Source organism: Flavobacterium sp. (assembly GCF_039932285.1).
In the GTDB taxonomy this organism is placed as follows: Bacteria; Bacteroidota; Bacteroidia; order Flavobacteriales; family Flavobacteriaceae; genus Flavobacterium.
Window position 1 is genome coordinate 1 of record NZ_JBDTQE010000064.1, and the last position, 15,574, is coordinate 15,574.

The 15,574-nt window shown below is 31.6% G+C and carries 14 protein-coding genes; 2 read left to right on the forward strand and 12 right to left on the reverse strand.

Going from position 1 to position 15,574, the window contains the following annotated elements; translation table 11 throughout:
- From ABI549_RS10925 to ABI549_RS10945, 5 genes are all read right to left on the reverse strand, one after another.
- Window positions 1–82 (reverse strand): DUF2795 domain-containing protein (locus tag ABI549_RS10925; RefSeq protein ID WP_348076502.1); only part of this gene is annotated, 82 nt, incomplete at its 3' end.
- Window positions 83–249: 167 nt separating this feature from the next.
- On the reverse strand, window positions 250–819 hold the full coding sequence (locus ABI549_RS10930; RefSeq protein ID WP_348076491.1) for a cob(I)yrinic acid a,c-diamide adenosyltransferase: 570 nt from the start codon (window positions 817–819) through the stop codon (window positions 250–252).
- Between the two features lie 71 nt (window positions 820–890).
- Window positions 891–1,577, reverse strand: coding sequence for an ABC transporter ATP-binding protein (locus tag ABI549_RS10935; RefSeq protein WP_348076492.1), 687 nt, complete (start codon window positions 1,575–1,577; stop codon window positions 891–893).
- Window positions 1,578–1,660: 83 nt separating this feature from the next.
- A complete protein-coding gene (locus tag ABI549_RS10940) occupies window positions 1,661–2,434 on the reverse strand; it encodes a class I SAM-dependent methyltransferase (RefSeq protein ID WP_348076493.1) in 774 nt (257 codons plus the stop codon).
- Between the two features lie 4 nt (window positions 2,435–2,438).
- Window positions 2,439–3,914 carry a helix-turn-helix domain-containing protein gene (locus ABI549_RS10945; RefSeq protein WP_348076503.1) on the reverse strand — a complete coding sequence of 492 codons (1,476 nt, stop codon included), beginning with the start codon at window positions 3,912–3,914 and terminating at the stop codon, window positions 2,439–2,441.
- 259 nt (window positions 3,915–4,173) lie between these two features.
- Between ABI549_RS10945 and aceB the strand changes: the two genes are divergently transcribed.
- Window positions 4,174–5,760 carry a malate synthase A gene (gene aceB / locus ABI549_RS10950; RefSeq protein WP_348076494.1) on the forward strand — a complete coding sequence of 529 codons (1,587 nt, stop codon included), beginning with the start codon at window positions 4,174–4,176 and terminating at the stop codon, window positions 5,758–5,760.
- A 38-nt stretch (window positions 5,761–5,798) separates the two neighbouring features.
- Window positions 5,799–7,076, forward strand: a complete 1,278-nt coding sequence (gene aceA, locus ABI549_RS10955) for an isocitrate lyase (protein WP_348076495.1) — start codon at window positions 5,799–5,801, stop codon at window positions 7,074–7,076.
- A gap of 75 nt (window positions 7,077–7,151) precedes the next feature.
- Here aceA and ABI549_RS10960 read toward each other — a convergent pair whose 3' ends face one another.
- The 7 genes from ABI549_RS10960 to ABI549_RS10990 form a co-directional block, all read right to left on the reverse strand.
- Window positions 7,152–7,979, reverse strand: a complete 828-nt coding sequence (locus ABI549_RS10960) for a DUF4249 domain-containing protein (RefSeq protein WP_348076496.1) — start codon at window positions 7,977–7,979, stop codon at window positions 7,152–7,154.
- 3 nt (window positions 7,980–7,982) lie between these two features.
- Window positions 7,983–10,355, reverse strand: a complete 2,373-nt coding sequence (locus tag ABI549_RS10965) for a TonB-dependent receptor (protein WP_348076497.1) — start codon at window positions 10,353–10,355, stop codon at window positions 7,983–7,985.
- 139 nt (window positions 10,356–10,494) lie between these two features.
- Window positions 10,495–11,721, reverse strand: coding sequence for an isocitrate dehydrogenase (NADP(+)) (locus ABI549_RS10970; RefSeq protein ID WP_348076498.1), 1,227 nt, complete (start codon window positions 11,719–11,721; stop codon window positions 10,495–10,497).
- Between the two features lie 423 nt (window positions 11,722–12,144).
- Complete coding sequence (locus ABI549_RS10975) at window positions 12,145–13,680, reverse strand: SulP family inorganic anion transporter (protein WP_348076499.1); 1,536 nt, start codon at window positions 13,678–13,680, stop codon at window positions 12,145–12,147.
- 242 nt (window positions 13,681–13,922) lie between these two features.
- Window positions 13,923–14,273 carry a 50S ribosomal protein L19 gene (gene rplS, locus ABI549_RS10980; protein ID WP_091473938.1) on the reverse strand — a complete coding sequence of 117 codons (351 nt, stop codon included), beginning with the start codon at window positions 14,271–14,273 and terminating at the stop codon, window positions 13,923–13,925.
- A 151-nt stretch (window positions 14,274–14,424) separates the two neighbouring features.
- The gene (trmD, locus tag ABI549_RS10985) at window positions 14,425–15,102 is read right to left on the reverse strand and encodes a tRNA (guanosine(37)-N1)-methyltransferase TrmD (RefSeq protein WP_348076500.1); all 678 of its coding nucleotides are present in this window, start codon (window positions 15,100–15,102) and stop codon (window positions 14,425–14,427) included.
- A 173-nt stretch (window positions 15,103–15,275) separates the two neighbouring features.
- Window positions 15,276–15,574, reverse strand: a 299-nt coding sequence (locus ABI549_RS10990; RefSeq protein ID WP_348076501.1) for a DUF1569 domain-containing protein, incomplete at its 5' end; no start/stop codon positions are given.

Below are 15,574 nucleotides of genomic sequence, written 5' to 3' on the forward strand. Positions count from 1 at the left end.
TAGCGTAGTCGATTAATTCGTCTTTGGTAGCAGGCCAAGGGGCATCACTTAAATAAGATGCTAATTCTAATGTCCAATACATTTTGTTGAATTTTAATTTAATGCAAAAATAATTTTTCTACTGAAAAAATCAAGTTTTTTTTGATTTATTTTTAAATAAAGTTAAGAACGTGTTTTAATTGTAGATTTTAGAGTGTTGATTTCAGATTTTAGAGTGTAATTCTAATACCTTTAATTAGTAATTTATAATTACTTTCTCGGAATCCATTGTACTTCGTCAGCGTTTAAGTCTGAGGTCAACTTTCGTGCCAAGACAAAAAGGTAGTCAGAAAGTCGGTTTAAATAGGTAATTGCCATGTCAGCAACAGGTTCATTATGACTTAAATGCACTGCTAAACGCTCGGCACGGCGACAAACACAACGAGCAATGTGACAATATGACACGGTTGTATGTCCGCCTGGTAATACAAAATGGGTCATTTGTGGAAGTGAATCTTCCATAGCATCTATTTCATTTTCTAACAATTCGATATCACTTTCTATGATTCCGAGTTTTTGTAGCCGTAATTCTCCGTTCTTCATGACTTCTTTTTCTGGTGGCGTAGCAAGAATTGCTCCAACGGTAAATAATCGATCTTGAACTTCGATAAGTATGTTCTTGTAATGTTGTTTTATTTCTTGGTCACGTATAAGTCCAATATAAGAATTTAATTCATCAACAGTACCGTAACTTTCTATTCTAATATGGTCTTTAGGAACACGTGTGCCGCCAAAAAGCGCTGTGGTTCCTTTATCTCCTGTTTTTGTATATACTTTCATTTTAATGTTTTAGATTTTTAGATTTCGGATTTTAGATTTACAATTCGAAATCTAAAATCTGCGAGCTAAAATTATTTAGAACTATCGCTTTCAATTAATCCGTCTCTTAAACGAATAATTCGATGAGCGTGAGCTGCAATTTCCTCCTCGTGAGTTACAAGGATTACAGTATTTCCATTGGCATGAATTTCCCCAAATAGCTTCATAATTTCGACGGATGTTTTACTGTCTAAATTCCCTGTTGGTTCATCAGCAAGAATAATAGAGGGTTTGTTTACCAATGCTCTAGCAATTGCAACTCTTTGTCTTTGTCCACCTGAAAGTTGGTTGGGTTGGTGGTCCATTCTATCGCCTAAATTTACTTGATTTAATACTTCGGTCGCACGAATATTACGTTCAGGTTTTGAAAATCCTGCATAAATCATTGGTAAAGCTACATTGTCTAAAGCGGTTGTTCTTGGCAAAAGATTGAAAGTTTGAAAAACAAATCCTATTTCTTTGTTTCTTATTTCTGCCAATTCATCATCAATCATCTGCGAAACATCTTTGTTATTCAGAATGTAAGTTCCAGAAGTTGGCGTGTCTAAACAACCCAAAAGATTCATTAATGTCGATTTTCCTGAGCCAGACGGTCCCATGAGTGCCACATATTCTCCTTTATTGATTTCTAAATCGATGCCTTTTAGGACATTGATGATTTCGCTACCAAGAACAAAATCTCGTTTGATATTGGTTATTTTGATTAATGGATTTGCCATTGTTTTATTTTAAAGTCTAAAGTTAAAAAGTTTAAGATATAACTTAATGTATTAGACTAAAATTTTAGAATATGTTACACTTTTTAAACTCGAATCACAAAATGTTCTTTTTCTTGTTCAAATCTAAAAAACACAATTCCCCACTGGAATGTGTCAATTGTGACTTTTACTTTTTCGTGATTTTTGATGATTTCCCATGCTTCTTCCATACCTTTTGACCAATGTATATCATCAAAAATCCAAACAGAATTATTTGTGATTGTGGGTAATAAAAGAGCAAAATAATCTAAAGTGGCTTTTTTAGAATGATTGCCATCAAAGTAAATTAATTGATAATTTATAGTTGATAATTGATGATTTTTGAAATAACTTTCAAATTCAGTATTTATAAATTCTACATTATTGAAATTGAATTTTTGAAATTGCAATTTACATTGATTCGCAGTATTTGGACAACCTTCTAAAGCAGTGATTTTAGCTTTTGAATTTCCTAAAGATAGGGCAGAAGTAGCTAATCCTAAAGAAGTTCCTATTTCTAAAATAGTTTGGGGCTCGAAATAATTGACAATTCGGAATAATAATTCAGCTCTTTTTTTAGAAATTCCCGCTGTTTTTGCAATTTTAGCTATTTGACGTGTATTGGATTTAAAAACTCGTGAACCAGCACCAAAATCCGTTACTTCAATTGTATTTTTATTTTCTAAAAGAGAGTTTCTATACTTTTTTAAAAGTAAATATTGGGGTTTTGACGATTTATCATAAAAACATTTGGTGATCAAATCAAATACAAATGGCGAATGCACACCATGTTCATTTTTGGAGTTCCAAAGAAATTTTAAGTACGATTTTGCAATCATAATCTTAGCTATATTTTTCCATTAAAGATTTTACCACATCCTCAGTTTTTGCAAAACGAGTTATACGTTCTAACTTTTTAGGTGGCGCAACTCGTTCTTGACAATCAGAAATAGCACAAGATTCGCAAGTAACCCCAACTTTCCGTTTTTTAATTTTGGCATCATTCAAAAAAGAAACTTTACTTTGGGCATGAGGTGATATCAAAATTCCTAAAGCAATGCTTCTGTAATAGCCATCTCTAAAAGGATCTTTTGTAGCTGATGCTAAAACTAAATATTCGTTTTGGGAATGATCATAGGATGAAATTTGTGATTCAAACAAATGATTTTTATCTGAGGTTGTTATTTCCTTTAAAATTTTAATAGAAACCCATCGTTTGCAATAGTGCTCATTATTTTCATTTGCATGTGGCTCTTGAATATTTGTAATATGCAATTCCTTAGTTAATTGAAAATCGCCACGTTCGGGCTTGTAATTGAATCTCAAAAAAAATAAATTTTTTATGTTAAAATATTTAGGTAAAATATTAGTCAAACGCTGATAGAATGTTTCTGGAGAATCAGTAAATCGTGCAACTAAATTCAAGAAAAGTTCCTCGTTCAGTGTATTAGAATCAAAGAATAGTTTCATTTCGCTTACTAGTTTTTTTCTAGGAATTAATAATGCTCCAGCAAAATATGAAGCAATAAAATTATTTAGAACTTGATCAAAACTGTCAAATTTTATCCAAGAGAAAGTATACAGTCTATCGGTAATATTCAAAAAATTATAGCCAATTTCTTTTGCATAAATAAACATTCGTTGCGATATGTCAGCTTCCTTAGAGATGAGTAAAGTTTTCGTTTTTGGCACAAAAACAGAACGTAAATTAGTTAATTCTTTATGTTCTGTTAATTCTTCATTGTTTATGGTGTACCCATATTCTTCGATCAAAATATCTTCTAAATCTTTAACTTTTAGATTTATAGATAAGTCTATCGAATATGCTTTTGCAAAACGCTCTACATCATTTTCAATATTTTCAAAATAATTATTGTGAGCTTCTTGATATGATCGAAGTGATGCTAAAAAAAACTTCTCACGACTTAAATTATAATGCTTGGCAATTTCAAAAAGTGTATTAATAAATGCATTTACTTTTAATGGTGCTTCTGCAATAATATCTATTAAATCACTTTCTTTAATGCCAAAGATATCTAACGGTATTTCTTTTAAAATTCTAGATTGCAAAATTTCTCCAATAGGCGCTAAATTTTTGTCTAATTTTAGAGATACCAACTGGTCATAAGTCACATCAAGTGCTTCAGTAAGTAAAACTATTTTATCCCGTTTAGGATACTTTTTCCCTTTTTCAATTTCGTTTAAATAGGATTTCGAAAGTCCAGTTATTTTGGCTAAACCAAACAACGATAAACTTTTTTCGGTTCTCAACTGTTTTAATTTTAATCCAAAAATTAAGCGTATGTATTCTTCTTCAATCATCTTATTTTTATTTTCTTGACTAAATCAATTTATTTCCCAATTATTTTTTTATTAATAAATCATAAATAACTGAAAATCAAATTATTGTATAATATTGAAAAATTAGTTTTTAAAACTAAAAAACTTAAAACAAATGTAAGTCATTTTTAGCGAAATTTAAAAAAATAAATATTTTATTAAATTAGCGAACGTTCGCTTGTTTTGTATTATTTTATTTTATAATATTGTCATCAGATAAAAACAAACAAAATATAATATGGAAACTCTAGCAGAAAAAATAACTGTAAAAATTAATCATCAAGATAAGCATGAGCAAGTATTAACTCCTGATGCATTACTTTTTTTAGAACAACTTCATCAAGAGTTTAATTATAAAAGAAAGAAGCTTCTTGAAAAAAGAGAAATACAACAAGCTATTTTTGATAATGGCGAATACCCAATATTTCCTTTAGAAACTAAAAATATAAGAGAATCTAATTGGACTGCATCTCCAATTCCGAAAGATTTATTAGATAGAAGAGTTGAAATTACGGGTCCAGTAGATCGAAAAATGGTTATAAATGCACTAAATTCTGGTGCGAAAACTTTTATGGCCGATTTTGAAGACAGCTGTTCTCCAACTTGGAGTAATTTAATGGAAGGACAAAAAAACCTAATTGATGCTGTAAATAAAACCATATCGTTAGAACAAAACGGAAAAAAGTATCAACTAAATAATGAAATCGCAACACTTCTTGTAAGACCTCGTGGTTTGCATTTAGAAGAAAAAAATCTGCAATTAAATGGCGAGAATCTTTCGGCATCTTTAGTAGATTTTGGGTTGTACTTTTTTCATAACATACAAAATTTATTAAAACAAAATTCATCGTGTTATTTCTATTTGCCAAAATTAGAGCATTACGAAGAAGCAAGATGGTGGAATGAAGTGTTTGAGTTTTCTCAAAATTATTTTAAAATTTCAATAGGAACTATCAAGGCAACTGTATTAATTGAAACTATTACAGCTAGTTTTCAATTAGACGAAATAATTTATGAACTAAGAAATCATATTGTTGGCCTTAATTGTGGTCGTTGGGATTATATTTTTTCTTTTATAAAAAAACTAAAAAACAAACCTAATTTTCTTGTGCCAGACAGGGATCAAGTCGCTATGACAAGTCCATTTATGAGTGCTTATTCTTTGAGAGTGATTCAAATTTGTCACAAAAGAAATATACTTGCTATTGGTGGTATGGCAGCTCAAATTCCTATCAAAAATAATGAGTTGGAGAATAATTTAGCTTTTGAAAAAGTAAAAGCCGACAAAGAACGTGAAGTTAAAAACGGACACGATGGTACTTGGGTTGCGCATCCAGGTCTAATTCCTATTGCAATGAAAGTGTTTAATGAAAATATGCTAACTCAAAATCAAATGCATATTAAAAGAAGTGAAATTTCAATTTCAGAAGAACAACTTTTAGAATTACCAGTAGGAAATGTAACAGAAAAAGGAGTGCGCAAAAACATAAATGTGGCTATTTTATATTTAGAATCTTGGCTTACAGGAAATGGAGCGGCTGCTATTTATAATTTAATGGAAGACGCAGCTACTGCTGAAATTTCTAGGGTTCAATTGTGGCATTGGCTAAACAAAAAAGTGGTTTTAGAAAATGGTAACACTTGTACCAAAGAATTATATGAGAAATATGTTATTGAAGAATTAGAAGCTATAAAAACTATGGTGGGTACGGATCTATTCTTAGCAGGAAAATTTCAATTTGCTTCTGAACTATTATTGGAAATGGTTTTAAACGAAAAACTAGAAGAATTCTTGACGCTAAGAACCTATCAATACTTAGATTAATTTAAAAAAGAATATTAACACAACTATATAACCAAAAGATGAACACAAACGAAAAAATTCAGCAATTAGTTACCGATTGGACTACAAACAAAAGATGGGAAGGAGTCGAAAGACCTTATACTGCCGAAAAAGTTATTACACTTCAAGGATCATATCAAATTCAACATTCCGTTGCAAAACATGGTGCGGAAGTTTTATGGCATAAATTGAACAACCAAGATTGGGTTGCTGGTTTAGGTGCACTAACTGGTAATCAAGCCATTCAAGAAGTAGAGGCAGGACTTGAAGCTATCTATTTGAGTGGATGGCAAGTAGCTGCCGATGCAAATCTGTCTGGCGAAATGTATCCTGATCAGTCTTTATATCCAGCGAATAGTGTTCCGCAAGTGGTAAAGCGAATTAATAATGCTTTGTTAAGAGCCGATCAAATACAAAGTGTAAACAAAATTGAAAATAAAAAAGAGTATTTAGTTCCTATCGTTGCCGATGCAGAAGCTGGATTTGGTGGAAATTTAAATGCTTTCGAATTAATGAAAGGTATGATCGAAGCTGGTGCTGCTGGTGTGCATTTTGAAGACCAATTGTCATCGGCAAAAAAATGTGGTCATTTGGGTGGAAAAGTATTGGTGCCAACACAAGAAGCTATTAATAAATTAGTTGCAGCACGATTAGCAGCAGATGTAATGGGTGTTTCGACCTTAATTATTGCTAGAACCGATGCCGAAGCTGCAAATTTATTAACCAGCGATGTAGATGAAAGAGATAGAAAATTCATAACTGGAGAACGTTCTCCAGAAGGTTTCTTTTATGTAAAAAACGGAATTGAGCAAGGTATAGATCGTGGATTATCTTATGCGCCGTATGCCGATTTAATTTGGATGGAAACTTCTACTCCAGATATTGCAGAGGCTAGAAAATTTGCAACAGCCATTCATGCACAATATCCAGGAAAATTGTTGGCATACAATTGTTCTCCTTCATTTAACTGGGCTTCAAAATTATCTGTTAAAGAGATGGAAACTTTTAGAGAAGACATTGCTGCAATGGGATATAAATTCCAGTTTATTACATTGGCAGGATTCCACGCATTAAATACTTCAATGTTTGAACTTTCTTTAGCATACAAAAAGAAAGGAATGGCAGGTTATTCTGAATTACAAGAAAAAGAATTTGCACTTCAAAAAGAAGGATTTAAAGCAATAAAACATCAAAATTTTGTAGGTACTACTTATTTTGATGAAGTTCAAAATACGGTAACTATGGGTTTAACATCAACAGTAGCTATGAAAGATTCTACTGAAACAGCACAATTTTGATATTTGATTAAGAGAAATCTCTTTTTATAAAAAAATGTAATTCAATCATTTTTTTTGAAATGTAAAGCTGGATATCTACTGAACAATATAAACATCGGTATCAATTTCTCCTAAGCTAAAATATCCTAATGGAAAATTTGCTTCGTTTGATTGATTTATAATATTTCCTCTTAATGTTGCTGGTGGTGTTGCAAATGGGTTTCCACCATCAGTAGCTGCAATGTTAAGTAGTTTTTCCATGTAATTGTTGTAACGTTCGGATATGCCTTGTAGATAAATGTCTAGTTGATCTCCAGCTTTTAACTTGTCATCGGTATAGAAACCAAACATTAGATTTCCTTGAAAAAAACGATCTTTTATAACTCCAAATTCTGTAAATGCTTTGGTGCTGTTTTTAAAACCAATTAAATAGAAGTTGTCTTCTAGTCCGTTATCTTGGTAGAAAAATTTTACTTGAATTAAATCTGCCCCTCCAACTCCTGGAACGGATACTTGACTAATATTGTTTATGTTTGGCGTGGCTAATAATTTATCGGTAGCCTTATACGTTTGTCCATTATTTATTACTGTTAGTGTATAATTTTCATTCACAACGGGTACAAAGTTATTACAAATGTATTCACCAGTATTTGGAGTTTCTATAAAATTGAAAACTGTATTTGTGCTATTTGTAATATAAACTGTAGCTCCAGAAACCACAGGAATTATATTGGTATAAAAATCAGTTGTTGTAGTAAGTTTTACTTTTTGTTCGTTTCCTGAAGTTCCTTTTTGCCATTTTATAACTGCATCGATAACAAGTTTAGGTTCTGCTGTGTCTAGCGAAACATCAACAGGGTTTTCACAACTGGTTAATAAAAGTGTAGTTATAATTATAAATAAATATTTGCTTAGATTTTTCATGTTTTAGAATTTGAAATTATAAGAAACCGATGGTACAATTCCGAATATTGATAGTTTAATAGCTTCATTGTTACCATAATCAGCATTTTGGCGAAAGCTTATTGAAGCGGCATTTTTTCGAGCATAAACATTATAAACACTAAAAACCCATTCGCCTTGTCTTCCTTTCTTTTTGTCTGGTTTGGGAACATAAGTTGCCGAAATGTCTAAATGATGATAAGTGGGTAAGCTATTTTTGTTTCTTAATCCGTAGCTAGGAATTGTAATCCCTTGATATACATATTGTCCGTTAGGGTAAGTTACTGGCTGACCCGTTTGTAGCGTAAAATTAGCTCCAAAAGTCCATTTTTTATTCAAATTATAAGTGCTGGTAACTGCAAGATTATGTAATTTGTCATAAGCAGAACGATACCAATCCCCATTATTTATTCCCACTTCGTCTGGCGTTCTTCCTGAAGTTTGTTGTTGTGATTTTGAAATCGTGTAAGCAATCCAACCATTTAGTTTTCCTGTGTTTTTTCGAATTAAAAATTCTAAACCATAGGAACGCATTCTACCATTTAGTATTACTTGCTCGATGGCTTCATTAGAAATTAGATCGGCACCATCTATATAATCCATCCTATTTTGTATTTTTTTGTAAAAACTTTCAATTTCAACAGAATATTTATCGTCACTAAAATTATTAAAATAACCTACTGCAACTTGGTCTGCAATTTGAGGTTTTATATAATTGTCACTAGGTGTCCAAACATCAAGTGGAGTTGGTGAAGCTGTATTCGAAATGAGCTGTAAGTATTGCACCATTCGATTATAACTTGCTTTTACCGATTGATTATTGTTTAACTCATAAGCTGCAGAGAAACGAGGTTCGAGATTATTAAAACTCGAAATGGTTTTATTTTTCCCAAAATATTCTGTGCCAATAGGTTTTGCTTTTTCATAGATTTTTAAATCTGAATCATAAAAGACAGGTTGATTGTTTTCATAGATATTAACTGTAGAACTTCCTAAGCGATAAAATAAACTATAACGCAAACCATAATTTATCGATAATTTATCTGTTATTTTCTGCTCAGCATCTACATATAAAGCAGGTTCAAAAGCATACTTTTTTTCTAACTGTTTGTAGTTTATACCTGATTCAGAATTTATCGGCTCTATAGTTCCAGGATTAAAGTTGTAATAGATGCCATTTGCACCATAATTTAGTTTTATTTTATCTGAAAAATAATATTTAAAATCATATTTAAGATTATAATTCTTAATTCCTGAATTCCAATTAAAACCTACAAAATCTAGTGTTAGTCCGTAATAATAATCACTATAAATCATCGATAAATTTGAAAATAACTTATCGGAATATAAATGATTCCAGCGTAAGTTTAAAGTCGAATTCCCGTAGGTATTTGTAAATGTTTTATTTAACGAAAAAACATCACGACCAAAATATCCAGAAACATATAAATTGTTATTCTTGTTTAGTTTGTAATTTAATTTTGTGTTTAAATCATAAAAATAAGCAACATTCTTATTGTCTGTTAATTTCAGAAATAAATGTGCGTACGAAGCACGACCGCCTATAAGAAATGATCCTTTGTCTTTTACAATTGGACCTTCGGCAAGAAGGCGACTAGAAATGAGTCCAATTCCACCATTTACATGAAAATTTTTACTGTTTCCATCTTTCTGATAAATGTCTAAAACTGATGATGCTCTACCTCCAAAACGTGCTGGTATTCCGCCTTTGTATAATTTTAAATCTTTTATCGCATCTGGATTAAAAACTGAAAAGAAACCAAAAACGTGAGAAGAATTAAAAATTGTAGCTTCGTCTAATAAAATTAAGTTCTGATCTGCACCACCACCACGTACATTAAACCCTGATTGTCCTTCTCCAGCATTTGTAACTCCGGGAAGAAATAAAATTGCTTTTAGAACATCAACTTCTCCTAAAACAACTGGCATTTGCTTGATGGTTGCAATAGATAATTTATTGACACTCATTTCTGGTTTACGAATATTAGATTTTGTTTTTTCGGTAATAACAACTTCTTCTAATTCTTGCCCAGAGTCTGATAAATTATAATTTCTTTTTATGTTTTCGGTTAGAGAAATTGTTTCTTCAATGGTTTGAAAACCTACATAACTAATCACTATTTCATACTCTCCTTTTGGTAAAGTGAGTGAGTAGAAACCGTATTCGTTTGTAACTGCAAAAGCTTTGGTATTTTTTGAAAAAATGTTTACGCCAATAAGAGTCTCATTATTTTTCGCATCAGAAATAGTTCCTGAAATTGTAAATCTATCTTGTGCAAAACTCGTTGTAAATACTAATAGAAAAAGGAATAACGCGAATATTTTTTTTGTAATCATGACTTATTTTTTTTCACTTATAGTGAGTTACAAATTTGACGAATTAATGCGATTTTTGTTACATAACAATTGTTAATATATGATTAAAAAAAAGACAATCATTTCTGATTGTCTTTTTATCGTTTGTTTATATAAGAGATTAAGCTAGCTTTTTGTCTAAATTCTCTTTTATTGCTGCTAAGAAATCTTCGGTAGTTAAATAATCAGCTTCTGTTAAACCTTCTGGTTTTACTAAGATAGCTAAATCTTTAGTCATTTTTCCGCTTTCAACAGTTTCTACACAAACTTGCTCTAGTTTTAAACAAAAATCTATTAAGGCTTGATTATTGTCTAATTTTCCTCTGTGTTCTAAACCTCTTGTCCAAGCAAAAATAGATGCAATTGGGTTGGTAGAAGTAGCTCTTCCTTTTTGATGTTCTCTATAGTGACGTGTTACAGTTCCGTGTGCCGCTTCTGCTTCAACTGTTTTTCCGTCAGGAGTTACTAGTACAGAAGTCATTAATCCTAATGAACCAAATCCTTGAGCAACAGTATCTGACTGAACATCTCCATCATAGTTTTTACAAGCCCAAACAAAACCACCATTCCATTTCATGCAAGAAGCAACCATGTCGTCAATCAATCTGTGTTCGTAAGTGATTTTTAGTGCTTCAAATTTAGATTTATAGTCACTTTGATATACTTCTTCAAAAATATCTTTAAAACGTCCGTCGTAAGCTTTTAGAATTGTATTTTTTGTAGATAAATATAATGGCCATTTTTTTGTTAATGCCATTTGGAAAGAAGAATGTGCAAATCCGTAAATACTTTCGTCAGTATTGTACATAGACATTGCAACTCCGTCTCCTTCAAAATTGTACACTTCCCAGTTCTGAGTTTCGCCTCCATTTTCAGGAACAAAAGTCATGGTCAGTTTTCCTTTTCCTTTTATAACAGTATCAGTTGCTTTGTATTGGTCTCCAAAAGCGTGACGACCAATAACGATTGGTTTTGTCCAACCTTGTACATAACGAGGAACATTGCTCATAATAATAGGCTCACGAAAAACAGTTCCGCCCACGATATTACGAATGGTTCCGTTTGGAGATTTCCACATTTTAGAAAGGTTAAATTCTTTAACACGTTCTTCATCTGGTGTAATGGTAGCACATTTGATACCTACATTGTATTTTTTTATAGCTTCAGCAGAGTCGATTGTGATTTGATCTTTTGTAGCTTCACGACTTTCTATTCCTAAATCGTAATATTTTATGTCTAATTCAAGATAAGGAAGTATTAACTTATCTTTAATAAATGCCCAAATAATTCTTGTCATTTCATCGCCATCCAATTCTACAACTGGATTGGCTACTTTAATTTTTGCCATTATAATGTATGTTAGTTTATTGTTTTTTAAAAAATATAATAGCAAATATAAGAAATCAAATTTTAAAATAATTACTTTAAATAACTATATCGATTGATTTGTGATTTTCGTAAGTTTGAAACTTGTAATTATCAATTCTGTAATTTATGTAATCCTATTTTATGGATTTAAGCTCATAAAAAAAGATATTTGACTTTATTCTTTTATCTCTATCTTTTGCTTTTTTACCAGTAAATTCTCTGAAGTAGAAAATTCTAGCGCTACGAACTACAACTTTTTTGTTGATTTTCAATCTTTTGTAAAGCAGTTAAGTTTATGAGGAATATAAGCTCAACTCCAATTGTCCTGACTCTTTACGAATTGTAAGTTTCAGTGTTTCCTGAACCTCTTCCACTAGTGTGAACCTCTCCTCGTAAATACAAACTATTTTGTATCTACAACTTTATAGGTTGGGTCTTCCATGATGTTGACATCAATTATGGCTTCTGCATTTTTAAGTAATTCGATACAATCACTGCTTAAGTGTTTTAAATGTATTTTTTTACCCACTGCTGCATAACGTTCTGTTATTTTATTTACGGCATCAATGGCACTCATATCGGTAATTTTACTTTCTGCAAAATCAATTATAATTTCATTCGGATCGTTTTCAATATCAAATTTTTCGCTAAAAGCAGTTGTTGAACCAAAAAATAAAGGCCCAAATAATTCGTAATGCTTTACACCATTTTCATCGATATATTTTCTTGCTCTTATTCTTTTAGCACTTTCCCACGCAAAAACTAAAGCAGAAATGATAACTCCTATTAAAACTGCTAAAGCTAAATTGTGTAATAAAACCGTAATTAAAGTAACGACTAACATTACAAAAATATCGTGTTTTGGCATTTTGGTGAAAGCTCTAAAACTTGCCCATTCAAAAGTTCCAATAGCAACCATAATCATAACTCCTGTTAAAGCAGCCATAGGTAATAATTCAATTACGGGTGCGCCAAATAAAATAATGACTAAAATAGTTAACGCTGCTACAATTCCTGAAAGTCTTGCTCTAGAACCAGATGATAAGTTGACCAACGTTTGTGCAATCATAGGACAACCGCCCATTCCGTAAAAGAATCCATTGGTAATATTAGCGGCTCCTTGCGCTAAACATTCACGATTACTGTTTCCTTTTGTCCCAGTAATTTCATCGACCAAGTTTAGTGTTAATAAACCTTCGGTTAAACCAACTGCAGCCATTATTAAACCATACGGAAGAATAATTTGCAATGTTTCTAAAGTAAAAGGTATATTCGGAATATGAAATGGAGGTAAGCTTCCACTAACAGAAGCAATATCTACTACTTGTTTGGTATCAATATTAAATACTAATACAACAGCAAAAATAACTAATATTGCAACTAACGATGCTGGAATTGCTTTGGTTAATTTTGGTATAATAATTATAATAGCAATTGTTAAAGCTACTAAACCAGCCATTATAAGTAGCGGAGAACCTGTTAACCATTCTTTTTCTCCGTTTATAACTGTTTTAAATTGTTCTAATTGCGACATGAAAATAATGATGGCTAAGCCGTTTACAAAACCAAACATTACAGGTTGTGGAACCAAACGAATAAATTTCCCCAGTTTTAGTAAACCCACAATAATTTGAATAATTCCTGCAATTGCTACGGCTCCAAAAACATAATCTAAACCGTGTAATTTCATTAAGGCAATTAAAACAATAACCGTTGCTCCAGCGCCACCAGAAATTAAACCAGGTCTTCCTCCTAAAATGGCAGTAATTATTCCCATTATAAAAGCACCATATAGCCCTACAAGAGGAGGAAAACCTGCTAAAATTGCAAAGGATAATGATTCTGGAATCATAGTCATTGCAACAGTAAGTCCAGCTAGAATTTCTATTCTATAATCTACTTTTTGAGAGAAATTGAATAAGTTTAGTGCTTTACGCATTATAATTTAGATTTTTATAAAATTAAAAGAGCAAAAGTAAGTATTTCAATTTTAAGAGAAGTTCTCAGACTAAAACGATATTACCAAATAATATTTTTGCCAGTTTATAAAGAATTCTTCAATTAAAACAGACTGTTAGGTGAAAGCTTGCTTTGAAATGCAGTTTAATTTTTTGTCTCATTCTACTAATAAAAAAAGCCCCAAATTTCTTTGGAGCTTTTATAATATAAAAAGATATTTGATTATCTTCTTTTATCTCTAATTTTTGCTTTTTTACCAGTAAGTTCTCTGAAGTAGAAAATTCTAGCTCTACGAACTGCACCTTTTTTGTTTATTTCAACTTTCTGCAAAGCTGGCAAGTTTACCGGGAAGATACGCTCTACACCAACAGCTCCAGACATTTTACGAATAGTAAAAGTTTCTGTGTTACCAGAACCTCTTCTTTGAATAACAACTCCTTTAAAAAACTGAGTTCTTGTTTTTTCACCCTCTTTAATTTCGTAATAAACTGTGATTGTGTCTCCAGCTCCAAATACAGGGAAATCTTTTCTTGTTACAAATTCGTCTTGAACGAATTTCATTAAATCTGCCATGATAATTTTTTTAATTATGGTTTTAAATCAGAGCAACATTCGCGGATTTCGCCAGAGGTTGGTCTAAGTGGGTGCAAAAGTAAGAAATAATTAATAATTAACAATGAATAATTGATAATTTTTATAACTGTTAATTATTCATTATCAATTATCAATTATCTAGCAAATCTGGTCTTCTATTTTTAGTATGCTCATAGGCCATATCTTCACGCCATTTTTCAATTTTCGCAAAATGCCCGCTAGTAAGCACTTCAGGAACTTTCCAGCCTTTATAATCTGCTGGACGAGTATAAATAGGAGGCGAAAGTAAATTATCCTGAAAACTATCAGTCAATGCGGAGGTTTCGTCACTCAAAACACCAGGAATTAATCTGATTAGAGCATCACATAAAACCAATGCGCCTAATTCGCCTCCTGATAATACATAATCACCAATAGAAATTTCTCGAGTAATAAAATGATCGCGAACACGCTGATCTACACCTTTATAGTGACCACACAAAATAATAATATTACCTAATAACGACATCGTATTGGCCATTTTTTGGTTCAAAGTTTCACCATCAGGCGTCATATATATAATTTCATCGTAGGTTCTTTCGGATTTCAAATGCGCGATACAATCATCAATAGGTTGCACGTTCATCACCATTCCTGCGCCACCGCCAAACGGATAATCATCTACCGATTTTTGTTTGTTTGTCGTATAATCTCGTAAATTATGAAAATGAACTTCGACCAAACCTTTGTCGATAGCACGCTTCATAATAGAAGCTTCAAAAGGACTTCGCAATAATTCGGGTAAAACGGTAATAATATCTATTCGCATGTTCTTAAAAAAGATTCTGAGGTTCTAAGCGGCAAAGGTACAAAGGTTTTTAGGAATAGCCGAAAAAAGAGTCAATCAGCAAGATTTAGATTTTTTTAGGAGCCATTTCCTGCTCTACACTTTATCTTTTCCTTGCTAAAGAAGCAAGAAAAAGGATGCCGTTTCGATCAGGGCTAAACCCCAAACTGGCGCAAATGATGATCTACATGTTTCCACATTAATTTATTCCAATCTTCAGAAGTCATTTTTCCCCAAAAAGGATGATTTGTGATTTTTATAGATTGAGTTCCTTCTGCAAAACGGCTAAAATTTTTAATTAATTCATTTCTAGAAGCTTCAAAATCATACTTATCTGTAAAAATAAATTCTTTAGCCGTTGGACTGTTTTTTCCAAAGTCAGAGTTGAATACTTTATTTTTTAGCATTTTACCCAAAAACTTCATTAGAAAATTTACTTTTATTTGATTCTCTC